A 25,130-nucleotide genomic window follows, 5' to 3' on the forward strand; every position below is an offset into this window, starting at 1 on the left:
ACTGGCCGAGGGAAAGCCATGCGCTGGATGGGAAGATGCGCATGGCCGAGATGAGTCAGCCGTTTCGACGGTCTTCGGATATCCTGGGGATCGAGCGGTTTTTTGAACTGAGTTCCGACCTTCTCTGTGTCGTGGACGCCCAGGGCTACTTCCAGCGATTGTCCAATTCCTGGAACCAGTTGCTGGGCTTCGAGCTCAAGGAGCTGATTGGCCAGGCCTTCATGGATCTGGTCCATCCCGACGACCGCGCCGCCACCCTGATCGCCATGGATCGCCAGTTGACCGGGCGGCGCATCATCAATTTCACCAATCGCTATCGCACCCGCTCCGGTGACTATCGTTACCTGTCGTGGCGTTCCACCCCCACCGAGGACGACGGACTGATCTTCGCCGTCGCCCGCGATGTCACCGACGAAGTCAGGCAGCAACGCCGTCTGTCCGATGATCAGGTCCGGCTGCGGGCGATCATGGACACCATTCCCGATCTGGTCTTCATCAAGAATTCCACCTTCCGCTATACCGGCTGCAACAAGCCGTTCGAGGAGTTCATCGGCCATACCGAGCAGGAACTGATCGGCCGCGACGACTTCCAGATTTTCCCCCCGGACGTGGCCCAGTTCTTCCGCAGCCACGACATCGCCATGTTCCAGTCGGGCCAGGCACGCCGCAACGAGGAATGGGTGACCTATCCCGATGGGCACCGGGTGCTGCTCGATACCCTGAAGGTTCCGTTCCGCGATTCCCAGGGCGGCTTGCTTGGCCTGCTCGGCATCAGCCGCGACATCACCGACCAGGCGCAGCTGCGAGGCGAAGTCCAGTTCCTCGGAGCCCTGGTGGAGCGCTGCCGCGACCCCATCTACGCCATCAGCCCAAGCCGCGGTTTCATTCTGACCCATGCCAATGATGCGATTTGCGAGTTGCTGGGTCTGGCCAAGCCCGAGGTGATCGGCCAGCCGGTATCGCGCTTCGACCCAACCATGAGTCCGGAACGGCGAGAGGAGATCTGGGGCGATATCCAGTCCTCCGACACCCCCGTCGTGGTCCATACCGATCTCTTGCGCTCCGATGGCCAGATGGTGCCGGTGGAAATCTCGGCCAGCCGCGCCAATCATGACGGCGAGGACTTTATCGTCGGCTCCATTCGCGACGTCACCCTGCGCCGGGAGATCGAACGCAGGCTGCTGGAGCGCGAGGCCTTCTACCGCGCCTCCATCGAGGCAACCTCCGACGGCTTCTGGCTGGTGGCCGCGGATGGACGCATCCTGGACGTCAATTCGGCCTATGCCCACCAGTCCGGCTATTCCATCGAGGAATTGCGCACCATGCGCGTCCCCGACCTGGAAGCCATCGAGACCCCCGGCGAGACCTGGAACCGCATCGAGCTGATCCGCCAGAACAAGAGCTTGACGTTCGAAAGCCAACATCGTCGCAAGGACGGTTCCATCTGGGACGTGGAGGTCAATACCGTCTATTCCGATATCGAGGGCGGGCGCATGTTCGCCTTCCTGCGCGACCTGCGCCGCCGCCGCCGCGCCGATACGCTGCTGAAGACCCGCCTGCACTTGTCCGAGGCGGGACGCACCGGCGATGTGGACCGGCTGATGACCGAGGTGTTGGACGCCGCCGAGCGTCTGACCGCCAGCACCATCGGCTTCTTCCATTTCGTCGATGCCGACCAGCAGACCCTCACCTTGCAGGCCTGGTCCAGCAACACCCTGGCCCATATGTGCTCCGCCGAGGGCAAGGGCCTGCATTATCCGATCATGGAGGCAGGGGTCTGGGCCGAGTGCCTGCGCCAGGGCAAGCCATTGATCTACAACGACTACGCCATCCTGCCCAACAAGCGGGGCATGCCGGCCGGCCATGCCCCGGTCAACCGCATGCTGACGGTCCCCATCGCCGGGGATCAGGGTTTCACGGCGGTGATCGGCGTCGGCAACAAGGCCGAGGACTACGACCAGGACGACCTGGATATCACGTCCGAGTTGGCGGTGATCGCCATGGACATCGTCAACTGGGTCCGCTCGGAACAGGCCCAGCGCGACATGGCCCGGGAACTGGCCCAGACCGCCCGCCACTGGAGTGTCGCCATGGATGGATTCCAGGGTGGCATCGCGGTGATCGACGGCGACCAGCGACTGCTGCGGGCCAACAGCGCCTTCTTCGCCCTGACCGAAAGCTCCCAGTCCCGGTTGGGCAAGAGACTCCATTGCCTGTGCGAAAGGGATACAAGCAGCCCCGACTGCCCGCTATGCGAGTTCCTGGCGAAACGGGAAACGGCACAAATGGTGCTGGAATCCGACAGTTGCGGCAATCCGTCCGGACGGCCGCTGGAACTGCGGCTGGTCCCCACCCGTGACCCGGCCGGGCAAATCGACAGCTTGGTCCTGTCGCTTTACGACCTCAGCCAGTCGCGGGAGCAGGAACGGCAGATCCAGCACACCATCGGTGAATTGACCAGCAGCAACGCCGAGTTGGAGCGTTTCGCCCAGGTTGCCGCCCATGATCTGCAGGAGCCCACCCGGCGCCAGGTCCTTTTCGCCCAACTGCTGAAACGTCGGTTGGGAGACAACCTGGACGAAGAAACCAGCTCCTACCTGGATTTCATCATCCGCGACGCCTTGAAAATGCGCGACATGGTCCGCGACCTGGCGGCCTATAGCGAAACCTTCCGCTCCGCCGAAATGGTGGAAAGCCTCGACCTGGATGAGATTCTCGATGATGTCCGCTGGTCGCTGGCCTCGGAGCTTTCCGCCACTGGCGGCGAGATTTCCGGCGGCGGCCTGGGCGTGGTCCGCGGACAGCGGGCCAAACTACACCTGCTGCTGCTGAACCTGTTGTCCAACGCCCTGAAATTCCGCCGCCCCGGCATTGCTCCCGCCATCTCCCTCGGCGCCGTATCCGACCACGGCATGGCCCTCTTGGCCCTCAGCGATAACGGCGTCGGCATCCCCGCGGAATATCGCGACAATCTGTTCAGTCTGTTCCGCCGCCTGACCCCGACCGACCAGACCGGCGGCACTGGCACCGGCCTGGCGCAGTGCCGTCGCATTGTCGAGGATCTGGGCGGGCGCATCTGGATCGAGGGCAACCCCCAAGGCGGCACCACGGTGAAATTCACCCTGCCCCGCCCCGCCAGTCCTCCTATCCCGCCTTCAGCGTGAGGTGCAGAAGGTCTGGTGGATTTCGGCGAAGATCAGGATCAGGTGCTGCTGAATCCAGTCGATGAATTCGTGCAGGCCGTGGTTGATCACGTCGTCGATGCTGCGTTCGGTCAGCGACGCGCGCAATTCGTCCAGCAGTTCCAGCGCCCTGGCGCCGCCCCGCAGGGAATAGCGGGTCCGCAGCTGGGTCAGCAGCCAGTCCATCTGACGCACGCACAGAATCACCGAGCGCGGGAACGAATCCGAGAACAGCAGGAAGGCCGCCACCGATCGCGGCGTGATGGAGCCCAGCAATACCCGGCGCGAGGCCTGATAGCCCGCCGCCGCCTTCAGCAGCGCGTTCCAATGGCTGGTGTCCAGCGCCGAGCCCACATCCTCGGGCCGGGGCAGCAGGGTGTGATACTTGATGTCCAGCAGCCGGGTGGTCTGATCGGCGCGCTCCAGCGCCTTGCCCAGCATGTAGAAATAATGCGCCTGATCGCGGTAGAAGGTGCCCTCGGTAATGCCCGCATGCAGCTGGCAGGCCTCCTTGATCTCGGTGCACAGCGCGTTCAGATTGGCCTGGGCCGTCGCATTGTCGCTCAGGGATGACATCCAGCTGGTCATGCGGTTGAGCTGACGCCACATCTCGATGGAGATCAGCGGCCGCAAGCTGCGCGCGTTCTCGCGCGCCGAGCGCAGCGACGAGATGATCGAGGTCGGATTGTCGCGGTCAAGCACATAGAAATGGGGCACTGTGCGGGCATCGGCCACCCGGTGACGGGCGAAGAAGCGTTCCTCGTCGGCGTTGATCTGCACCACCGGCAGCCAGTTGCGCCCGGCCCGGTCGCGGGCGAAGGTCTCGGCCACCCCTAGGATACGGGCCAGATTCTCGATCCGCTCCATGTAGCGGGCCAGCCAGATGATACTGCCGGCATTGCGGGCGAGAAGTTCGCTCATGATCTTTCCTCCAGCACCCAGGTATCCTTGGAGCCGCCCCCCTGGGACGAATTGACCACCAGCGATCCCTCCTTCAGCGCTACCCGGGTCAGGCCGCCCGACAGCACCGAGGTCCGCGCCCCGGTCACCGCGAAGGGGCGCAAATCCACATGGCGCGGCTGGACTCCCATGTCGGTCAGGGTCGGACTGACAGACAGGCCGATCATGGGCTGGCTGATGTAATTGGCGGGATCAGCCTTCAACTTGGCCCTGAACTCGTCACGCTCGGACTGGCTCGCCCTTGGCCCGATGATCATGCCGTAACCACCTGATTCTCCAACAGGTTTAACCACAAGCTCATCCAGATTCTCAAGGGTGTAATCCAGGCCTTCCTTCTCACGGCAGATGAAGGTCTCCACATTGGGCAGGATGGCCTCCTCGCCCAAATAGTATTTCACGATACGCGGCATATAGGCATAGACCGCCTTGTCGTCGGCGACGCCGGTTCCCGGTGCGTTGGCAATGGCCACATTGCCCTTGCGGTAGGCGTCCATCAGTCCGGGCACCCCCAACATGGAATCGGGGCGGAAGACCTTGGGGTCCAGGAAGGCATCATCGATGCGGCGATAGATGCAATCCACCGGAGCCCGTCCGGCGGTGGTCAGCATGTAGACCCGGTCGTTTTCCACCACCAGGTCGCGGCCCTCCACCAGCGGCACCCCCATCTCGCGCGCCAGGAACACATGCTCGAAGAAGGCCGAGTTGAAGATTCCCGGCGACAACAGCACGATGCGGGGCTCGTCCACGCCCACGGGCGAAATCTCCTCCAGGGCCCGGCGCAGCATCAGGCCGTAATTGTCCACCGGCCGCACCCCGATGCCTTCCATCAGGTCGGGGAAGGACTGCAGCATCAGATTGCGGTTTTCCACCACATAGGACACGCCCGACGGCGTGCGGGCATTGTCTTCCAGCACCCGGAACTCGCCTTGCTGATCCCGGATCAGGTCGATGCCGCAAACATGGGAATAGGCGCCACAGGGAACCTTCAGGTCACGCATGAACTCGTGGTAGTTGGCGTTGCCCAGGACCAGATCGGCAGGCACCACCTTGTCGGCCAGGATGCGCCGCCCATGATAGAGATCGTCCAGGAACAGGTTGATGGCGGTGACCCGCTGGATGATGCCGGCTTCCAGGCGCTGCCATTCCGAGGCGGTGATCACCCGGGGCATCACGTCGAACGGCAGGATACGGTCGATGGCGTCCTTGTCCGAATAGACGGTGAAGGTGATGCCAAGGTCGAACAGCTCCTTCTCCGCCGCCGCCAGGCGCAGACGCAAGGAATCCTCGTCCAACCCGTCCAGTCGCTGGTAAAGCGCTGCAAGCTCGGCATGGCCGTCGGGGCGAAAAGAGGTCATCTCACAGAAATACGGACCCCGATCATAGCGCGCCAACAGGCCCTGGATGGGCGGGGCTCCCTGTTCCTGCTGCATCGCCTAGTCTCCCTGACGGTATCAAACGTATCGAGGGTAGCACCCGGCAGGGATTTGTTCAAATTCCAGGCAGCGGTGCAGCCATGCCGGAATCCAAGGCTTTTTTGACGGCGGGATGCCTATGCTTGTGCTACCCTTTCAGCCCATTTCGCCCAGGAACCGATGAACCGATGGCCATCAACGTCAAGCTCAGGCACACCACCCGCTACCGCTACGATCGTCCCGTCACCCTGTCGCCCCAGGTGGTTCGGCTGCGCCCCGCCCCCCATTCGCGCACGCCGGTCCTGTCCTATTCCCTGGATATCGAGCCCAAGACCCATTTCATCAACTGGCAGCAGGACCCCCAGGGCAATTGGCTGGCGCGGCTGGTGTTTCCGGAAAAGGTCAATGGGTTCACGGTGGATGTGGACCTTGTGGCCGACATGTCCATCGTCAATCCCTTCGACTTCTTCCTGGAGCCCGAGTCAGAGCATTTCCCCTTTTCCTACGACAAGGGGCTCGACCACGAGCTGAAGCCGTTCCTGCTGTGCGAGGAAGCCGGGCCGAAGCTGCGGGATTATGTCGCTTCCATCGATATTTCCAAGCCGACCCAGACCACCAATTTCCTGGTGGCGCTGAACCAGCGCCTGCAATCGGATATCAGCTACACCATCCGCATGGAACCGGGCGTCCAGACGCCGGAGCAGACCCTGACCCTGCGAAGCGGCTCGTGTCGCGATTCCGCCTGGCTGCTGGTGCAGATCCTGCGCCGCCTGGGCCTCGCCGCCCGTTTCGTTTCGGGCTACCTGATCCAGTTGGTTCCCGACGTCAAGGCGCTGGACGGCCCCACCGGGGCCGAGCACGATTTCACCGATCTGCACGCCTGGACCGAGGTCTATCTGCCCGGCGCCGGCTGGATCGGCCTTGACCCCACCTCGGGCCTGCTGACCGGCGAGGGGCATATCCCCCTGGCGGCCTCGCCCGATCCCACCAGCGCCGCCCCCATCACCGGCGCGGTGGAGATGTGCGAAGTCACCTTCGAGCATCACATGGACGTCACCAGGGTCCTGGAAACGCCCCGCGTCACCAAGCCCTATACCGAGGAGCAATGGCAGGCGGTCCTGTCCCTGGGCGAGGTGGTGGACCAGCATCTGGCCAAGGGCGATGTGCGCCTGACCCAGGGCGGCGAACCCACCTTCGTGTCCACCGAGGACATGGATGGCGAGGAGTGGAATACCTCCGCCGTCGGCCCCACCAAGCGCACCTATGCCGACACCCTGATCCGCCGCCTGCGCGACCGCTATGCTCCCGGCGCCCTGATCGCCTATGGCCAGGGCAAGTGGTATCCCGGCGAAAGCCTGCCACGCTGGGCCTTTTCCCTGATCTGGCGCGAGGATGACGAGGCGGTCTGGCGCAATCCCGAACTGATCGCCCTGGAAAAGGACGACCACCAGCCGACCCACGAACAGGCCCGCGACTTCTCCATGGCGCTGACCCGGCATCTGGGGGTGGATTCCGCCTTCGCCCTGCCCGCCTGGGAAGACCCCGCCTATTACCTGCTGCGGGAACAGGCCCTTCCCATCAATGTGGATCCCATCGACAGCAAGCTGGAAAATCCCGAGGAACGCGCCCGGCTGGCCCAGGTGTTCCGCCGCGGCCTCGGCACGCCCACCGGCTATGTGCTGCCGTTGCAGCCCTGGCAGGCCAAGGACACCTTCCGCTGGATCACCGGCCCCTGGCCCACCCGCGACGGCAAGCTGATCACCATTCCCGGCGATTCGCCGCTGGGCTTCCGGCTGCCGCTGGAATCGCTGCCGTGGATTCCGTCCGACGACTATCCCTATCACAATGAACGCGACCCCTTCGAGCCGCGCCCCTATCTGCCGCCGCCCAAGCGCCGCCAGACCACCCAGACCGAGCGGGTGCCCGGCTCCGGCGCCGCCAAGGGCGTGGTGACCCAGCAGGTGCCGGTGGACCTGCGCCCGCGCGAGACCGCCAACGGCTTGGTGTCGGAGAATGTGCGCACCGCGCTGTGCGTCCAACCCCGCGACGGCCGCATCAACGTCTTCCTGCCGCCGGTGGAAACCGCCGAGCAGTATCTGGACCTGATCGACGCGGTCGAATGCGCCGCCGCCGAAGTGGGAACCCCGGTGCATGTGGAAGGCTATCCGCCGCCCAACGATCCCCGCCTGAAGATCATCAAGATCACGCCCGATCCCGGCGTCATCGAGGTCAACGTCAACCCGGTGGACAACTGGCGCGACCTGGTGGAAACCACCGAGACCCTGTACCAGGAAGCCCACCAGACCCGCCTGGGCACCGAGAAATTCATGGTCGATGGCCGCCATGTGGGAACCGGCGGCGGCAATCACATGGTGCTGGGCGGCTGGACCCCCGCCGACAGCCCCTTCCTGCGCCGCCCCGACCTGCTGGGCAGCCTGATCCGCTTCTGGCAGAACCACCCGGCGCTGTCATACCTGTTCTCGGGCCTGTTCATCGGCCCCACCAGCCAGCATCCCCGCGTCGACGAGGCCCGCGACGATACCCTGTACGAGTTGGAGATTGCGCTCAGCCAGTTGCCGCCGCCCGGCACCAATGTGGCGCCCTGGGTGGTGGACCGGGTCTTGCGCAACGTGCTGATCGACGCCTCGGGCAATACCCACCGCACCGAGCTGTGCATCGACAAGCTGTATTCTCCCGATGGCCCCACCGGACGGCTGGGGCTGGTGGAATTCCGCGCCTTCGAGATGCCGCCCCATCCCCGCATGAGCCTGGTGCAGCAATTGCTGCTGCGCGCCCTGGTGGCCCGGTTCTGGGAAGACCCCTATACAGAGAAGCTGATCCGCTTCGGGTCGAGCTTGCGCGACCGCTTCATGCTGCCCCACTGGGTCGAGAAGGATTTCGACACGGTGCTGGAATGGCTGCGGGCAGGCGGCTACGACTTCGACCGCGCCTGGTTCGCCCCCCATCTGGAATTCCGCTTCCCCATGATCGGCGCCATCACCCATCACGGCATCCGCCTGGAACTGCGCAATGCGCTGGAGCCCTGGCATGTCATGGGCGAGGAGCCCGGCGCGGGCGGTACCGTCCGCTATGTGGATTCCTCGGTGGAGCGGGTCCAGGTCAAGGTCTCCAACCTGGAAGGCGACCGCTACGTCGTCACCTGCAACGGCCGTCCGGTGCCCCTGGCCCCCACCGGCATCCGTGGCGAGCTGGTGGCGGGGGTACGCTATCGCGCCTGGGCACCCGCGTCTTGCCTGCATCCCACCATCGGCATCCATACGCCGCTGCTGTTCGATCTGGTCGACACCTGGACCGGCCAGGCGGTGGCGGGCTGCACCTACCACGTCGCCCATCCCGGTGGGCGCAGCTATGACAGCTTCCCGGTCAACTCCTACGAGGCCGAGGCCCGCAGGCGGGCCAGATTCTTCCCCTTCGGCCATACCCATGGTCCGATCAGGGTGGACGGGCCGGTGATTCATCCCGATTATCCCAATACCCTGGATCTGAGACTGCAGTGAAGGACGCCCAGGTGGTGCTGGAGGGGGAGGCGAAGATACAACGGCGACTGAAGATCCGGCAGGGCAACCCGACGGTGTCGCTCCAAAGCGTCTATCGGCCGCTTCCCGGCACCTATGACGAGGTGCTGGGCGAGGACGGCGAGATTCGCCCCCATTGGCGGCAATTCACCGAAGGGCTGATGCGCTTCGAGCCCGAGGAGATGCGCCGACGCTGGGACATGGGGCAGCGTCTGCTGCGCGACAACGGCGTCACCTACAATGTGTATGGCGACCCCGAGGGACTGGACCGCCCGTGGCGGCTGGACCCCTTGCCGGTGGTGCTGTCGCAAGACGAATGGCACATGATCGCCGCCGGAATCGAGCAGCGCGCCACCCTTCTCGAAACCATCCTGTCCGACCTTTACGGCAAGCGCACCCTGCTGTCGCGCGGCCTGATCCCGTCCTCGCTGCTGCACGCCAATCCAGGGTTCCTGAGGCCCTGCCATGGCTGGCTGCCCGCCGGCAAGCGCCGCATGCATGTCTATGCCGCCGATCTGGCCCGTGGCAGCAACGGGCATTGGCGGGTGGTGGGCGACCGCACCGAAAGCCCCTCGGGCTCGGGCTATGCCCTGGAAAACCGCTCCATCGTCAGCCGCGTCCTGCCCGAGCTTCACCGCTCGCTGCAGGTGGAACGTCTGGGGCCGTTCTTCGATACCCTGCGCCGCCAGTTGCAGATGCTGTCGCCCCGGCACAAGGACGACCCCCGCGTCGTGCTGCTGACCCCCGGCCCCTACAACGCCACCTATTTCGAGCATGCCTTCCTGGCACGGCAATTGGGCATCACCCTGGTCCAGGGCGAGGACCTGACCGTGCGCGACAACAATGTCTACCTCAAGGCCCTGACCGGCTTGCAGCGGGTCGACGTGATCTTCCGCCGCACCGGCGGCGTCTGGTGTGATCCGCTGGAACTGCGCGGCGATTCCACCTTGGGGGTGGCGGGCCTGCTGCAATCGGCCCGGGCGGGCAATGTCGCCCTGGCCAACGCGGTGGGCACCGGCCTGCTGGATGGCGCCTCGCTCATGGGCTTCCTGCCCGCCCTGGCCCGCGACCTGCTGGGCGAGCAACTGGCCCTGCCCTCGGTGGCGACATGGTGGTGCGGCGAGCCCGAGTCCTGTCGCCATGTGCTGGCCAATCTGGAACGGCTGATCATCCGCCCCGCCTTCGCCAATCGCGACCAGCCGGTGGTGGGTTCGGCCCTCACCGAATCCGAGGCCAATTCCCTGCGCACCGCCATCGCGGCCCATCCCTGGGACTGGGTGGCGCAGGAGATCGAGGGCACCTCCACCGTACCGGTCTGGACTGGCGGCCATCTGGAGCCGCAGCATTGCGTGCTGCGCGTCTTCGCGGTGGCCACCGAACGCGGCTGGCAGGCCCTGCCCGGTGGTCTGGCCCGCCTGTCGGCCGAGCGCGAATTGCTGACCACCCGCCTGCAGGCTGGCGGCGGCGGCAGCAAGGATATCTGGATCGCCGCCGGTCGGCGTGATCTTCAGACACCGGCCAAGCTGCGGGCCCCGGCGGTCCGCCTGACCCGTGACAACCGCGACCTGCCGTCGCGGGTGGCCGACAACATGTTCTGGCTGGGCCGCTATCTCGAGCGCTGCGAGGCCACCACCCGGCTGCTGCGCGCCGCGCTGGGCCATATGGAGGACAGCCTGGCCCAGGACGATGGCGAGCAGGCCCGCGCCACCTTGCACACCATGGGCCTGCTGGGCATGGAGATGCCCGCCGACATCCTGGAAGAGGATAACCCCGAGAATCTGCCCTACCGCCTGACCCAGTTCCATGTGGATGAGTCCACCACCGGCCTGGCTAATTCCGTGGACAGGCTGATCCGGGTGGTGACCAATCTGCGCGACCGCTTGTCCACCGACACCTGGCGCGCGGTGCAGCGGCTGCGGGACGAGGTCGGCCTGCTGGAGGCCGAAAGCCTGGATGGCGACATCATCGGGCGACTGAATTCGGTGGTGCTGACCATGCAGGGCATCAGCGGCCTGGCCATGGAGAACATGACCCGGGGGCCGCAATGGCTGTTCCTGGATTCGGGCCGCCGCCTGGAACGCGCCATCGCCATCGTCGACAATCTGAGCGGCGCCCTGACCGATGTGGAGAGCGAGGACGCCATCGCCCTGGACCTGTTGCTGGAAATCTGGGACAGCGTCATGACCTACCGCTCCCGCTATCTGGCCTCGCCCCGTCTGGCGGGCGTGCTGGACCTGCTGCTGTGCGACGAAAGCAATCCGCGTTCGCTGGGCTTCCAGGTCGGCACCTTGTCGCGCCATGTGGACAGCTTGGCCGGCATCGGCGAGGACAGCGGCTTCTACAAGCCGGAACAGAAACTGATGACCATCCTGTCGGGCACCATCCGCACCACCGATGTCACCGTCCTGGCCCGCTACGAGCGCGACGCGGGCTATCACGACGCCGAGCGGCTGCTGGATTTCCTGCGGTCGCGACTTTGGGAACTGTCCGAGCAGCTCTCGCGCAGCTACTTCACCCATGCCCAGTGGCGCCTGCCGGTGGCCCGCATGGAGGTGATGCCGTGAAATACCGCGTCCGCCACCTCACCACCTATCGCTATACCGAGCCGGTACAGTTGTCCCACCACGCCGCCCATCTGCGCCCGCGCGAGGTGCCGGGGCAGCAGGTGGGCAAGGTCAGCGTCTCCATCCGCCCCGAACCGGCGGTTCTGCATGATGGCGGCCAGGATTATTTCGGTAATCCCACCACCTTCTTCACGATCCAGGACCCCCATTCAACCTTGCAGATCGATGCCTGTTTCGAGGTGGAAACCAGCAGCCAGCCCCCCCTGCCCCAGATCGCGGTACCGGCCTGGGACGACATCCGGCTGGATACCTGGCCCGGCGGGCGCGGCCTGGACGAATCGGTGATGGATTTCGTCTTCGCCTCGCCCCAGGTGCCCATGCTGGCCGAGGCGACGGAATACGCCCTGCCCAGTTTCCCGCCCGGCCGCCCCCTGACCGAGGCGGTGATGGACCTGATCGGGCGCATCCACGAAGACTTCACCTTCGACCCCGAGGCCACCAGCGTCGGCACGCCGCTGTTGGCCGTGTTCGAGGATCGGCGCGGCGTCTGCCAGGACTTCGCCCATGTGGGCATCGCCTGTGTCCGGGCCATGGGGCTGGCGGCGCGCTATGTCAGCGGCTATATCCGCACCATCGCGCCGCCGGGCAAGGAAAAGCTGGTGGGCGCCGACGCCTCCCATGCCTGGCTGTCGGTCTATCAGCCCGGCTGGGGCTGGCTGGATGTCGATCCCACCAACAATATCGCGGCGGGCCACGACCATGTGGTGGTGGCCTGGGGCCGCGACTATGACGATGTCAGCCCGCTGCGCGGCGTGGTGCTGGGCGGCGGCGACCACCAGGTGCACGTCGCCGTGGACGTCATCGAGATGGTGTAGCGGAGGCCCCCTCAGGCCCCGCCCACCGGCCGCAGATCGTTCAGCGAGACGAAGCCGGGCATGGAATCCTTGAACACCTTGAAGGTCTTGGCGCCGCGCCCTTCGGCAAATTCGGCATGGGCGGCGGCCAGTGCCTCGCGATACTGGGTCTCGTCGGCCTCCGGCCCCTTGTCGCGCAGCAGTTCGCGGAACCGCTTCAGGATGTGCAGGCGACTGACATTGACCACCTGCTGGTCAAAGGGAACGTCCAGGGCCTCGAAGAACTGTTCGGCCGAGGACAAACCGGCAAGCTTTTCCTGAATGGACATGGCGGCGGACTCCTAAACCAGACCGAGCGAGCATTCCGCCGCTTCCGTATGGAAGCGACGCAGGTCGTCGGCGGTGGGGGTGGTCTTGGTACGGGCGGCATGGCTGCGGACCTGGGCTAGCAAGTGACGGGCCTCGGGGGTCGAGACCGACAAGCCGATCTCGCGGCAGGCATGCAGCACCGAGGTCAGGCCGGAATGCTTGCCCAGCACCACCCGATGGTCGCGGCCCAGTTCGGCCGGGTCCAGCGCCTCGTAGGTGCGGCGATCGCGCAGCAAGCCGCTGACATGAATGCCGGATTCATGGGTGAAGATATTGGCGCCGACGATGCTCTTGTCCACCGGCACCGGGCGGCCGGAGGCATCGGCCACCAGCTTGGACACCCCGGACAGCGCCGTCTTGTCGATGCCGGTCTCCAGGCCATAGAGGTGCTCCAGCGCCACCACCACTTCCTCCAGCGGCGCGTTGCCCGCCCGCTCGCCGAGGCCGTTGACGGTGGTGCTGACATGGCTGGCCCCGCCCTTGACCGCCGCCAGGGAATTGGCATTGGCCAGGCCGAGGTCGTCATGGGCGTGCACCTCGAGCTCGATACCGGTGGCGGCCCGCAACTGGCGGAAGCGGTCATGGATGCCGAAGGGATCCATGATGCCCATGGTGTCGGCGAAGCGGAAGCGCTGGGCGCCCGCCCGTTCGCAGGCCTCGACAACTCGACAGAGGAAATCGGGATCGGCGCGTGACGAATCCTCGCCCCCCACCAGCACCGCGAAACCCATGTCGCGGGCCTTGCGGATCATCAGATCAAGATGCTCGAGCGCCCAGGCGCGATCACGCCCCAGCTTGGCCGCCAATTGCAGGTCGGAAACCGGCAAGGACAGATTGACCGAATCGAGACCGCAGCGGGCGGCGGCCTCCAGGTCATCGTCGCGCATGCGACACCAGGCGATCAGGCGGGACGACAGGCCAAGGGCGGCCACCGCCCGGATTCCGGCCTGTTCCTCCTCGCCCATGGCGGGAATGCCCACCTCGATCTCGGGCACCCCGGCCGCGGCCAGGGCGCTGGCGATGGCCAGCTTCTCGTCGAGGCGGAAGGCCACCCCGGCGGTCTGCTCGCCATCCCTGAGCGTGGTATCGTTGACGACGATCCGCCCGGCCATGCTCTTCTCCCTAGATCCAACTCGACATCCGAGTCCGGACTTGCCTCTCAGGCGCCGGGCGCCGCATCAGCGGCGCCGACCCTTGGTCGCAACTCCTCGCCGGTGACGGGGTCACCGGCTCGTCGGTCAGCCGCAGCTCTTGACGGCGCAGGAGCAGCCACCACCACCCGACGCGGCGGGGGGCGGCGTGTTGGGATTGTCGAACACGAAGCCCGAACCCATGGAGGAATTATCCACATAATCCATGGTCGCCCCCACCAGCCACAAGGCGGAGCCGGGATCGACGAACACTTTCACGTCGGAGAATTCGAGAACCTGATCGTCATCGGCGGCGGCATCTTCCAGGCCCATATTATAGGAGAACCCGGAACATCCCTTTTGGACCATGATGCGAAGGCCCTGGTACTCGCCCTTGCACACGTCGCGGATAACGTCGACGGCCTTGTCGGTGAGGGTCAACATGACGGCATCCTCCTTGAGGTAACTGAAACCCTGCCCTATTGCTGAGCAAGGAAGATGCCAACTTATAACGCTATGTTTTCATACTGTTTTTCAGGAAAAACTCAGACAACGACCAGACAATGTCGGCTTTGCGACAGGGGGGTGGCCGACAGCAGCGATGCCCCATCCTCGGCGCCGAAGCAGATGGCGAAGTCGGTGCAGACCTCGCAATTGGGCGACTTGCAGATGATGACACCTTCGCGCTGGCAGAGTTCGCGGTAGAAGAACTTCTTCCACTTCATGTCACGGCTGTTGAGCTCGGCCAGACCGACGAAATGGCGGCGCATCAGCCCCGACAGATCGGCGCGACCGGTCAGTCCCAGGTCCTGCCACAGATGGTTGGCCCCCAGTGACCGGCGGGCAATCACATGGGCCAGCCATTCCTCCTCCACCAGACCGCGAGTCCGATGCTCGATCAGCAGGGCGCGCAGATCGGGTTCCTCGGGGGCCAGGCATTCATCATCCTCGTCCGACAGCCCGGCCAGCAGGCCGGGGGCCGAAGGGAAATAGCGCCCGACCAGGGCGGCGAGGTTGAAGGCCGACAGCCCCAGACCGGCGGTCAGGGGTCGTCGGCTTTCCCCCAGGGTGATGGCGATGGCACAGGCGAACAGATGGCGGTCGAACGGGTCGCCGCTGCCGGTCCCCGCCATCAGGCGGGAATAGATATGCTTGGCCATCGCATTTTCTCCTTCCCGGCCAGGATCAGGCCGGCACGGCCTCGTGGGTCTGGGCGTTGGTGCCACAGACCGCCTGACACGAGCCGCAGCCGATGCAGCTTCCCGCCTTGTCCAGGACCATGACCTTGCGCACGATCTCCTCGCCGTCGTCGAAGGGATCGCACATCTCATCGTCTTCGTTGATGCCCATCAGCTTCATGACGGCCTGGGTGCAGACCTTGAAGCAACGGCCACAGCCGATGCACAGCTCGTCGCTGATGGCGGTGAGGTATTTCGGAACCCAGGGGCTTCCGTCACGGGTGATGAACTGGCGAAACGACATGGAAACTCTCCCTCTTTCGGGTTGTGTGTCAGGCGGCGGCGACTTCGGGGAACTTGGCGATGGTGGCCACACCTTCTTCGATGATCTTCTCGGCCTTGGTGATCATGTCCTCGACGCTGTCGAAGCTCCAACGGTGCAACTCGCGCACATAGTTGTTGACCGCCACCAGCTTGCCGGCGGTCAGCAGCATGCGGCCCCAACCCTCGTGATGAATCTTCATGATGGGCGCCACGGCGACGCCGCTGCGGTTCTCCACCGCCATGGCGATGGCGTTGAAGTACTGGTCGAGCCGCCACAGGATGTCGGGATCAGGATCACCGAACAGCGGAATCTCGCGGCGCTGCGCCTTGGTCATGATGAAGGGGGCCATGATGGCCTCGTCGGGCATGGTCTCCCAGGCGCCGCTGGAATCATGGGCGCGGATGAACATCAGCAGCGTCTTGATGAAGGGGTGGTCGTAACCGGTGGCGGACATGGGGTGTTCTCCTCGTTATTGTTCAGTCTTCGTCGATGAAGCGTTCGTCACCGGCATCGGCGCCGCGCATGGCCTTCCTGAGCCAGGGCGGCGGGTTGCCCTTCAGCATGGTGCGTACCCTCTCGATCACATCGGCGATGGATTCGTCCACGGGCAGCTTGATGGGATGGACCTTGGCGCGGACCACGCGGGCCGCCGCCGGGCCGCCGATGGCGCGGCAGAACAGCAGCGACGAGCCTTCCAGGGCGTTGATCTTGGCGGCCAGGCGATCCTCGCCATCTTCCTTGTGATTGCCGTCCTCGTTGCTGACATTGTCGAACTGGACGGCTTCCAGGAAGGTGTGCCCCTCGGGGCCGATGTCGTAGAACATGAAAGTCTTGGCGCTGGCGAAATGGGCGTCAACGCGCTGACGATCCTGGGTGGCGACGGCGATTCTCATGTGACCTCCTTTGAGTGGCGGCGGGCGGCCGCTGTCATCCTCGGCCGGATCAACCAGCCGCAGCCGCCTTGTGGTCATGGTCGTGCTCCGAATGGGCGTGGCCCGGCCGTTCCATCAGGATATTGCCGAGTTGGGTGATCAGGTCGCGGGTGCCGCGATAGCCCGCGCTGACCAGATGGGCGGCGCCCAGGCGGTCGAACACCGGGAACCCCGCCCGAAACAGCGGAATGCCGTGGCGGGCCGAAACCTGCCTTGCGTTGGAATTGGCGATGATCAGGTCGCAGCCGCCCGCTTCGAGGATCTGGTCCTCCAGGTCCTCGAAATCGCCGACGATCACCCGCTCGGCGGAGAGCTCGGCCAGCAGCGGCTGGGCCTGGGTGGTCACGGCGGCGGCGACGATGCCGCCCATATCGGCCACCAGCTTGCCATAGGTCCAGACCAGCGAGGGTTCGCCCGCGATGGCGACATGACGGCCGCCGAAATAGAAGTGGCCGTCCAGCATGGCGTCCACCAGTTGCGAGCGGGCGCGGCGCTGGCGGGCGGGAACCGGCACCCCGGCCACTGTGGACAGCGACACCATCAGGCGGTCCACCGCCTCCAGGCCCGTCACCCGATCCAGCAGCACGAAGGGAACCCCGGTCTTTTCCTCCAGGGTCTTGGCGGCGATGCGCATGTGCTCGCCGATGGCGATGGTCAGGCGCGAGCGGCCCAGTTCGCGCAACTGCGACACGCTGGTGCCGCCGAGCGTGGTGGGGGTGTAGGAGTCCGGCACATGACCGTCCAGCGAGTCCGACAGATCGGGCAGCACCACGCATTCCAGGCCGAAATCGGCGATGATGTCCTTCAGGGCCTCGACATCGCCGGGGGTGAGATGGCAGCCGGGCAACAGGTTGACCCGGTTCAGCTTGGCCTGATTGCCCGGAGCGGGCGCCAGTTGGCGGATCATGGCGGTGACCGCCTTGCCCCAGCCGGTTTCCAGCGAGCCCGAGAAATCGGGGGCCGAGACGTCGACCACGGCGATGTCGTGCAGCTCCTTGTTGCGGGCGCGGATCATCTTGACGTCGCCCGCCATGTCCTCGCCCCGGGTCTCGGTCAGCGCCGTTGAAATCAGGCCGATGATTTCCGGCTTGGCCCGCTTGGCGATGTTCAGCAGCCCCTGCTCCACCTGATCCATGCCGCCGAGGATGGTGCTGATCTCGTTCATGGCGGTGGTCTGCAGCGGAATGGCCTCGCGGAAGTGGCGGACCATCATCACCAGGGCGAAGGCGGTGCAGCCCTGGCTGCCGTGGAACATGGGCAGGCAGCCCTTCATCCCCATGAAGGCGAGGGCGGCGCCCAGCGGCGCGCTGATCTTGAGCGGACTGGTGGACAAGGCCTTGTTATGGTCGACGATGAGGGCCATGGCGCTATTCCTGCTCCCAGGGGGCCGGGGCGCGAACCTGCGCCCAGATGGGGTTGTTGATGGACAGGTCGATCTCGCGCACCAGGGCGACCATGCCGTCATAGGCGGCGAAGCCGTGGTGGCGTTCCTGGTTGATGTCGATCCAGGGCGTGCGGGCCTTAAGCGCCACGAATTGCGAGCGCCCGCCCGACAGCATCATGTCGGCCCGGCCGTCCTTGAACATGGCGTACATGTCCTTGGGCGTGATGGCGTCGGCCAGCTTCTCCTCGTCGCCGCCCAGGCGCTCCAGGGCCTTCTTCTTGTCGGCCTCGGTGGCCTTGCGCACGGAGGAGCCCACCACCTCCATGCCCACTTCCTGCAGGGCCTGGATCACCGACCAGCTCTTGACGCCGCCGGTATAGAGCAGGACCTTCTTGCCCGCCAGCCGGGGCTTGTACTGCTCCAGCCGGGCCCAGGCCTTGGCCTCTTCCTCGGCGATCAGCGCCTCGGTGCGCTCGGTCAGGCTGGGATCGGCGCCCCGCTCCACCAGCATGCGGGCGATATTGCGCAGCGCCTCGGACGTGTCGGAAATGCCGTAGAACGACCCCTCGAAATAGGGGATGCCCCAGGTCTCCTTCATCTTGCGCGCCAGGGTGATCAACGCCTGGGAACACAGCACCATGTTGGCCCGGGCGGTGTGGCAGGCCGCCACCTCGCGATAACGGGCGTCGCCAGTGATGGAGGCGCGCAGGCGGATGCCCAGCCTGGCCAGCAGCGGCCGGAACTGGTCCAGCTCGCCCGCCACATTGTATTCGCCCAGGATGTTGATGTCGGTGGGGCCGACATCGTCGGGTTCCACCGTGCCGATGACATGCTCGAACAGGGCCTCGCCGCCCAGGCGGTTGCCCAGATTCTTCGATCCGGCGAAGCCCGGCGCGTTGACCGGCACCACCGGCGTGCCCAGCCGCTCGGTGGCGGCGCGGCACACCGCCTCGACATCGTCGCCGATCAGGGAGCCGACGCAGGTCTGGTAGACGAAGACGGCGGCGGGATTGTAGCGAGCGATGGCCTGCTTGATGGCCCTGTACAGCTTCTTCTCGCCACCATTGACGATGTCCAGATTGGTCATGTCGGTGGTGAAGCCGCGGCGGTAGAGGTCGGAGCCGGTGCTCCAGGAATTGCGGCCGTCCCAGGAATTGCCCTCGCAGGCGATGGGACCGTGAACCAGATGCACCACATCGGTGATGGGCTGAAGCGCGATCTTGGCGCCGTCGAAGGCGCAGCCACCGGCGGCGGCCCCGGGCACCAGCGACTTGCCACAGCCCTTCTTGCGCTCCTTGTCGGACTTCGCCTGATTGGTGGCGCAGCCCGGTTCGTTCATCAGCTCCTGAATCTTGTGCTTGAGCATCTGAAGACCTCCCGGTGCGGTTCACCGATCAGTCTCGCAAACGTCGTGCCAGGAAGAAAAACGGCGGAAATACAGGCCTTTCAACCGACAATCATCGCCTTTGTCGTATGTCCGACATTCAATCCTTCGTCGGATTCAGCACCCATTCCGGCTCGGGCAGCTGCGAGAAGATCTTGCGCAGACCTTCGCCCCAGGTGCGCCGCAACGACTTGAAATAAGGGTCCTCGTCGGTGACGCGATAGCGGATGGAGGCGCGGCAACCATCGGCCGGAACCACGACCACATCGATGGGCAGCGCCACTGAGATGTTGCTTTTGATGGTGGAGTCGAAGGACACCAGGGCGCATTTCACCGCCTCTTCCAGCGAGGTCTCGGGCGTGATCACCCGCTCGATGATGGGCTTGCCGTATTTGGTCTCGCCGATCTGGAAATAGGGGGTTTCGTCGGTGGCCTCGATGAAATTGCCTGCCGCATAGACGTTGAACAACCGCATGCGGCGATCCTTGATCTGTCCGCCGACGATCAGCGACGCCACGAAGTCGGCGCCGTGGCTCTTGAGATGGGCGCCGTCCATCTCGAACACCTCGCGCAGGGTCTGGCCGACCATGCGGGCCACGTCATACATGGACTTGGCCTTGTACAGGCTGCGGCTGGCCGCCTTGGACCCCAGCCGCTCCTCCAGCAGGCTGATCACCGACTGGGTGATGGCCAGATTACCCGCCGTCAGGATGACGATCACCCGGTCGGGGGCACCGTCGAAGACGAAGCTCTTGCGGAAGGTGGCAACGCTGTCCACCCCGGCATTGGTTCGGGAATCCGAGACGAACACCATTCCGGCCTTCAGGCGCATGCCCAGGCAATAGCTCATTCTATGTCCCCCCTCAATTGCCGGGCGGCGAATTGGAGCGCGGGCGCCCCCGCCCCCCCCTATTGCTGCGACTGCGACTGGGACTGCACCTGCTCCACCGACAGATCGACCGAGAGGTCCTCGCCCTTGCCGCCCGAACGCAGTCCCACCACCGGCGCCGCCCCGGCATAATCGAAGCCGACGGCAAGCCGGACATAGGCATCGGTGGCCGACTGGCAATTGGCCGGGTCGAAGCTGACCCAGCCCAGCCCCTCGACGAAGGCCTCGGCCCAGGCATGGCTGGCCATCTCGGAGCGCTCGGAATGGAGATAGCCCGAGACATAGCGCGCGGGCAATCCCAGCACCCGGCAACAAGCGATGAACAGATGGGCGTGGTCCTGGCAGACCCCCTTGCCCGATGCCAAGGCCTCGGCCGCCGTACTGGTGACGTCGGTGGAGCCGGTGGCATAGACCACCCTCTCGGCGATGGCGCCGGTCATCTGGTGCAGGGTCGGAACCGTGCCGGTGCCGACACAGGACGCGGCGAAGGGCTTGGCTAGGTCGCGAATGGCGTCATCCGCCAGGGTCAGCGGCGTCGGACGCAGGAACATGGGCGGCGGCAGGCCGTCATCCAGGGGCAGGATGCCCCAGGTGTCGTTGGTCTCGATCTCGCCCTCCACCAGGATGGTCAGGGCGTCATGGGCTTCGACCTCGCTGGCCACATGGGCGCGGTTGCCGAAGCCATCGGTCCAGGGCACCAGGCTGGGCGGCCCCGATACCGACCAGGACAGCACCCGCTGGCAGCGGTCCTGGCGCGGCGTCAGACGCAGATACTGAACGGCGCGGCGGGCGGGTTCCGCCAGCCGATAGCGGGTCTCGTGGCGAATGCGCAGTCTCATGGCACCATCATGAATTCGGTTTGAAGCACGTTGGACAGGTCCGCCACCTCGTCGATGACGCCGCCCAGGAATACGTCGAGGCCGGTGCGCATCAGGTCGCCCACCTGGGCCGAGCCGATACGGTGGCGCAGCAGCCGCGCCCGCTTCAGCGAGCCCTCTCCCGCCTCGAGTTTCTCCAGTCCCAGGATGATCTCGTCGGCCACCGCCGCCAGCGAACGCGGCATATCGGGACGCAGCAGCAGCAGGTCGGCAATGCGGTGAACCTGCAGGTTGTCGGCATAGATCTCGCGATAGGCCTTGTGGGCCGACAGCGCGTCCAGCAGCACCATGCGCCGGTAATAGGCGTTGGCATCGTGCTGGCCCGCGCTGTAGTCCGAGCCCTGCAGCGACGGCCATTTCACCCGCAACAGACGGGCGGTGGCATCGGCGCGCTCGATGGCGCCGCCCAGGCGGGCGAACCAGAAGGCCTCGCCCCGGCGCATGGAACCGTACAGGCAACCCCGGAAGACATGCGAGCGGGTCCGCACCCATTCCAGATGGGTGACGATGCCCTGGCGCTGGAGGTCCTTCCAGCCCAGATCGGCGACACCGAGCCAGGTCTGGTTGAGCCCCTCCCACAGATCGGTGGTCAGCATGTGCCGCGTGGCGCGCGCATTCTCGCGGGCATTGCCCAGGGACGCCTTGATGCTGACCGGGTTGTTGCGCCCCAGGATGGCATAGGAGAGAACGCGGCCCTCGGTCACCGCCTCGTTCTCCTCGCGGAATGCCTCGTAGCGGCCGGTCACCAGCAGCGGCGTATGCCAGTCCGACAGCCGCTGCTCGCCGGTGGCGGGCAACAGGGCGCTGCGCAAGCTGGCGTCCAGCAGCCGGGCCAGGGCTTCCGCCCGCTCCACATAGCGGGCCATCCAGAAAATGTTATTAGCGGCGCGCGCGAGCATGGCCAGCCTCCTTGCCAGCATCTTCCAGCACCCAGGTATCCTTGGTGCCGCCGCCCTGGGACGAATTTACCACCAGCGAGCCCTCGCGCATGGCGACGCGGGTCAAACCGCCCGGCACCACCACCGTTTCCCGTCCGGTCAGGACATAGGGCCGCAAATCCACATGGCGGGGCGCGATGCCCTTGTCGACGAAGGTCGGCACCGTGGACAGGGACAGGGTCGGCTGGGCGATGAAGCTTTCCGGCGAGGACTTGATCTTGGCCTTGAACTCGGCCAGTTCCGCCTTGGACGCCGCCGGTCCCACCAGCATGCCGTAACCGCCCGAGCCATGGACCTCCTTGACCACCAGTTCCGGCAGATGGGCCAGGGCATAGGCCAGGTCGTCGGGCTTGCGCAACTGCCAGGTGGGCACGTTGGACAGGATCGGCTCCTCGCCCAGATAGAAGCGGATGAAGTCGGGCACATAGACATAGACCGACTTGTCGTCGGCGACGCCGCCACCCACCGCGTTGCAGATGGTCACCTTCCCCAGGCGATAGGCCGCCAACAGGCCCGGCACTCCCAGCATGGAGCCGGGATTGAAGGCCAGCGGGTCGAGGAAATCGTCATCGATGCGGCGATAGATCACATCCACCCGCCTTGGCCCCTTGGTGGTGCGCATATAGACGGTGGCGTCGTCCACATAGAGGTCGGAGCCCTCCACCAGATCGATTCCCATTTCCTGGGCCAGGAAGGCGTGCTCGAAATAGGCGCTGTTGTACTGGCCCGGAGTCATCAGAACCACCTTGGGCTCGTCCACGCCCCCGGGCGCCACGGCGCGCAAGGTCTCCAGCAACAGTTCGGGATAGTGGTTGACCGGGGCGACGCGCTGGCTGGCGAACAGCTCCGGGAACAGACGCATCATGGCCTGGCGGTTTTCCAGCATGTAGGAGACGCCGGACGGCGTGCGGGCGTTGTCCTCCAGCACGTAAAAGGTGTCCTCGTCGACACGGACCACGTCGATTCCCGCCACATGGGCATAGACCCGCTTGGGCACCTTCATGCCCAGCATCTGGGGGCAGAAGGCCTCGTTGGTCAGCACCAGATCGGCGGGAATGATCCCGGCGCGCAGGATGTTCTGGTCGTTGTAGACGTCATCGAGAAAGGCATTGAGGGCGCGCACCCGCTGGCAGACGCCGAGCGCCACCTTGTCCCATTCGGCGGCCGCCAGGATGCGGGGCACGATGTCGAAGGGAATCAGACGCTCGACCCCACCCTCGGCGCCATAGACGTTAAAGGTGATGCCCGAGCGGCGGAATATGGAGTCGGCGGATTTGTGGCGGCGGTCCAACTCGTCGATGGACATGGCGTGCAGCCAATTTGAGTAGTCCGCATAGGGCGGGCGCATCTTGCCCCCCTTGCCATGCATCTCATCGAAGGCCGACTTCTTTCCCGACATCGGGCTCCCCCCCTAGGGTTATCCACATACTTATCTCTTACCGCCTTGCAATGCCGAGGCCAAGGGGGCAGGCGGACATTCAACGGGCATAGAACTAAATTTGTTCAAAATTTAATCAGACATGACCTTTGGAGAAGCAAAACCCCCGGAGCGTTGCCGCTCCGGGGGAATTGACCCTTGCGCCTGGGAGGTTGGTTAGCGCGTCAGGTCATAGGAGATGTCGCTGGCCGCATCGGTGACTTCGAAGATACGATCCAGGATTTCCACCAGAACCCGCAGCGCGCCCTGGTAGCCCATGGTCGGGAAGCGGTGATGGTGGTGACGGTCGAAGATGGGGAAGGTCAGACGGATCAGGGGGATACCGGTGTCCTTCTCCAGGTACTTGCCGTAGGAGCTGCCGATCAGCAGATCGGTGGGCTCGGTGAACAGCAGGGACCGCATGTGCCACAGATCCTTGCCAGCATAGGCCTTGCAACCGGCGCCGAACGGCGAGGTGGCGAACAGGGCTTCCATCTTGGCGGCCCAGTCCTTGCCACCGTTGGTGGACAGGCAGTGGGTCGGCTCGCAGCCCATTTCCAGCAGGAAAGTGGCCATGGCGTAAACGAAGTCGGGATCACCGAACACGGCGACCTTTTTGCCGTGCAGATAAGCCTGGCTGTCGGCCATGGCGTCGACCAGACGGCCACGCTCCTTCTCGATGCTGTCGGGGATCGCCTTGCCGGAGAGCTCGGAGATCTTCATCAGCAGCGCGTCGGTGGCGCCCACGCCCATGGGGTAGTGGAACGACGTGGTGGCCTGGCCCTTGGTGCCGATGTATTCCAGCGACTTTTCCGAGCAGTAGTGCTGCAGGCCGATGGTGGCCTTGGCATTGATGGCGTCGCGGACGTCATCGAGCTTGGTGCCGCCGTCATACATGCGGTAGGTGCCGTCGGAAGGAGTGTCGTAGATGTCCGACACGTCGGAGATGAAGGTGTAGTCGACGCCCATGGTGTCGAGGTAACGCTTCAGCTCGCGGTTGTTGGCCACCGCATACCCGTCGAAGCCGGGGATGATGTTGATCTTGCCGTTGGTGGCGCCAGCCTTCAGTTCGCCCTTCTCGCGATCCCAGAAGTAGTTCAGCACGCCCTTGATCATGTTGTCGTAGCCGGTGGTGTGGCTGCCGACGAAGGAGGGGGTGTGAGCGAAGGGAACCGCGAAATCGGCCGGAACCGATTCCTTTTCCTTGGCGGTGGCGATGAAGGCCGAAAGGTCGTCACCGATGACTTCCGCCATGCAGGTGGTGGAGACGGCGATCATCTTGGGCTTGTAGAGGGTGTAGGAGTTCTGCAGGCCGTCAACGATGTTGGTCAGGCCGCCGAACACCGCCGCGTCTTCGGTCATGGAGTCGGAGACGCAAGGCACCGCTTCCTTGAAGTGACGGGCCAGATGCGAACGGAAGTAAGCGACACAGCCCTGCGAGCCGTGCACATAGGGCATGGTCTCTTCGAAGCCCTGGGCGGCGAACACCGCACCCAGAGGCTGGCAGGCCTTGGCCGGGTTGATGACGGCCTTCTCGCGAGCGAAATTCTTTTCGCGATATTCCCAGGTCTTGGTGTATTCGGCCTGGGCGGCCACGGCTTCGTCGGACGGACGGCACTCGAACTTGGCCTTCTTGTCCGCGAACATCTCCGTGTATTCGGGCTCCTTGAACAGGGAGACGTGGTCCTTGGTCTTTTCAGCGCTCTGAGGCATGACTTCTCTCCTTCTCAACTCCCCGCGCCCCCGGGTATTGGGCGATGCGCGGGGAGGAGTTAAACGGAAACAACCAGTTAGTTAG

At 65.0% G+C, this 25,130-nt stretch carries 20 protein-coding genes; 4 read left to right on the top strand and 16 right to left on the bottom strand.

Features of this window, described 5'->3' with window-relative positions; genetic code table 11:
- Window positions 1-41 precede the first annotated feature (41 nt).
- Window positions 42-3,164, top strand: coding sequence for a PAS domain S-box protein (locus A6A04_RS19025; RefSeq protein ID WP_172822824.1), 3,123 nt, complete (start codon window positions 42-44; stop codon window positions 3,162-3,164).
- On the opposite strand, the gene A6A04_RS19030 is transcribed toward A6A04_RS19025, so the two are convergent.
- Both A6A04_RS19030 and A6A04_RS19035 read right to left on the bottom strand, forming a co-directional pair.
- The gene (locus tag A6A04_RS19030) at window positions 3,156-4,103 is read right to left on the bottom strand and encodes an alpha-E domain-containing protein (protein WP_068495593.1); all 948 of its coding nucleotides are present in this window, start codon (window positions 4,101-4,103) and stop codon (window positions 3,156-3,158) included. The genes A6A04_RS19025 and A6A04_RS19030 overlap by 9 nt on opposite strands.
- Window positions 4,100-5,572: a circularly permuted type 2 ATP-grasp protein gene (locus tag A6A04_RS19035; protein ID WP_068495594.1), complete on the bottom strand. Its 1,473-nt coding sequence runs from the start codon at window positions 5,570-5,572 to the stop codon at window positions 4,100-4,102. Before A6A04_RS19035 ends, A6A04_RS19030 begins: the two co-directional genes overlap by 4 nt.
- A gap of 170 nt (window positions 5,573-5,742) precedes the next feature.
- On the opposite strand from A6A04_RS19035, the gene A6A04_RS19040 reads away from it, so the two are divergent.
- From A6A04_RS19040 to A6A04_RS19050, 3 genes are read left to right on the top strand one after another with little or no spacing between them, the layout of a single operon-like run.
- Window positions 5,743-9,072 (top strand): transglutaminase family protein, encoded by a 3,330-nt coding sequence (locus A6A04_RS19040; protein WP_068495595.1) that lies wholly within the window; start codon window positions 5,743-5,745, stop codon window positions 9,070-9,072.
- Window positions 9,069-11,654 (top strand): circularly permuted type 2 ATP-grasp protein, encoded by a 2,586-nt coding sequence (locus tag A6A04_RS19045; protein WP_245651298.1) that lies wholly within the window; start codon window positions 9,069-9,071, stop codon window positions 11,652-11,654. The genes A6A04_RS19040 and A6A04_RS19045 overlap by 4 nt, the downstream gene beginning before the upstream one ends.
- Window positions 11,651-12,529: a transglutaminase family protein gene (locus A6A04_RS19050; protein WP_068495596.1), complete on the top strand. Its 879-nt coding sequence runs from the start codon at window positions 11,651-11,653 to the stop codon at window positions 12,527-12,529. Before A6A04_RS19045 ends, A6A04_RS19050 begins: the two co-directional genes overlap by 4 nt.
- Window positions 12,530-12,540: 11 nt before the next feature.
- Here A6A04_RS19050 and A6A04_RS19055 read toward each other — a convergent pair whose 3' ends face one another.
- The 14 genes from A6A04_RS19055 to nifK all read right to left on the bottom strand — a co-directional run bounded on the left by A6A04_RS19055 (window position 12,541) and on the right by nifK (window position 25,045).
- On the bottom strand, window positions 12,541-12,837 hold the full coding sequence (locus tag A6A04_RS19055; protein WP_068495597.1) for a nitrogenase-stabilizing/protective protein NifW: 297 nt from the start codon (window positions 12,835-12,837) through the stop codon (window positions 12,541-12,543).
- Between the two features lie 12 nt (window positions 12,838-12,849).
- Window positions 12,850-13,989 carry a homocitrate synthase gene (gene nifV / locus A6A04_RS19060; RefSeq protein WP_068495598.1) on the bottom strand — a complete coding sequence of 380 codons (1,140 nt, stop codon included), beginning with the start codon at window positions 13,987-13,989 and terminating at the stop codon, window positions 12,850-12,852.
- 126 nt (window positions 13,990-14,115) lie between these two features.
- Window positions 14,116-14,451 carry a HesB/IscA family protein gene (locus A6A04_RS19065; protein ID WP_068495599.1) on the bottom strand — a complete coding sequence of 112 codons (336 nt, stop codon included), beginning with the start codon at window positions 14,449-14,451 and terminating at the stop codon, window positions 14,116-14,118.
- A 101-nt stretch (window positions 14,452-14,552) separates the two neighbouring features.
- Entirely contained in the window at window positions 14,553-15,167 is a 615-nt protein-coding gene (locus A6A04_RS19070) for a nitrogen fixation protein NifQ (RefSeq protein ID WP_068495600.1), read from the bottom strand.
- A 25-nt stretch (window positions 15,168-15,192) separates the two neighbouring features.
- Entirely contained in the window at window positions 15,193-15,489 is a 297-nt protein-coding gene (gene fdxB, locus A6A04_RS19075) for a ferredoxin III, nif-specific (RefSeq protein WP_068495601.1), read from the bottom strand.
- A gap of 28 nt (window positions 15,490-15,517) precedes the next feature.
- On the bottom strand, window positions 15,518-15,964 hold the full coding sequence (locus A6A04_RS19080; RefSeq protein WP_068495602.1) for a NifX-associated nitrogen fixation protein: 447 nt from the start codon (window positions 15,962-15,964) through the stop codon (window positions 15,518-15,520).
- Between the two features lie 22 nt (window positions 15,965-15,986).
- Window positions 15,987-16,403 (bottom strand): nitrogen fixation protein NifX, encoded by a 417-nt coding sequence (gene nifX / locus A6A04_RS19085; protein ID WP_156612694.1) that lies wholly within the window; start codon window positions 16,401-16,403, stop codon window positions 15,987-15,989.
- 49 nt (window positions 16,404-16,452) lie between these two features.
- Window positions 16,453-17,805, bottom strand: coding sequence for a nitrogenase iron-molybdenum cofactor biosynthesis protein NifN (nifN, locus tag A6A04_RS19090; protein ID WP_068495604.1), 1,353 nt, complete (start codon window positions 17,803-17,805; stop codon window positions 16,453-16,455).
- 4 nt (window positions 17,806-17,809) lie between these two features.
- Window positions 17,810-19,192, bottom strand: a complete 1,383-nt coding sequence (nifE, locus tag A6A04_RS19095; protein ID WP_068495605.1) for a nitrogenase iron-molybdenum cofactor biosynthesis protein NifE — start codon at window positions 19,190-19,192, stop codon at window positions 17,810-17,812.
- Between the two features lie 118 nt (window positions 19,193-19,310).
- The gene (locus A6A04_RS19100) at window positions 19,311-20,060 is read right to left on the bottom strand and encodes a proteasome-type protease (RefSeq protein WP_068495606.1); all 750 of its coding nucleotides are present in this window, start codon (window positions 20,058-20,060) and stop codon (window positions 19,311-19,313) included.
- Between the two features lie 59 nt (window positions 20,061-20,119).
- A complete protein-coding gene (locus tag A6A04_RS19105) occupies window positions 20,120-20,938 on the bottom strand; it encodes a transglutaminase family protein (protein ID WP_068495607.1) in 819 nt (272 codons plus the stop codon).
- Entirely contained in the window at window positions 20,935-21,876 is a 942-nt protein-coding gene (locus tag A6A04_RS19110) for an alpha-E domain-containing protein (RefSeq protein WP_068495608.1), read from the bottom strand. The genes A6A04_RS19105 and A6A04_RS19110 overlap by 4 nt, the downstream gene beginning before the upstream one ends.
- Window positions 21,857-23,314 (bottom strand): circularly permuted type 2 ATP-grasp protein, encoded by a 1,458-nt coding sequence (locus A6A04_RS19115; RefSeq protein ID WP_068495609.1) that lies wholly within the window; start codon window positions 23,312-23,314, stop codon window positions 21,857-21,859. The genes A6A04_RS19110 and A6A04_RS19115 overlap by 20 nt, the downstream gene beginning before the upstream one ends.
- Before the next feature lie 195 nt (window positions 23,315-23,509).
- On the bottom strand, window positions 23,510-25,045 hold the full coding sequence (gene nifK, locus A6A04_RS19120) for a nitrogenase molybdenum-iron protein subunit beta (RefSeq protein WP_068495610.1): 1,536 nt from the start codon (window positions 25,043-25,045) through the stop codon (window positions 23,510-23,512).
- Window positions 25,046-25,130: the final 85 nt, after the last annotated feature.

The sequence above is a fragment of the Paramagnetospirillum marisnigri genome (genome assembly GCF_001650715.1).
Lineage (GTDB): Bacteria > Pseudomonadota > Alphaproteobacteria > Rhodospirillales > Magnetospirillaceae > Phaeospirillum > Phaeospirillum marisnigri.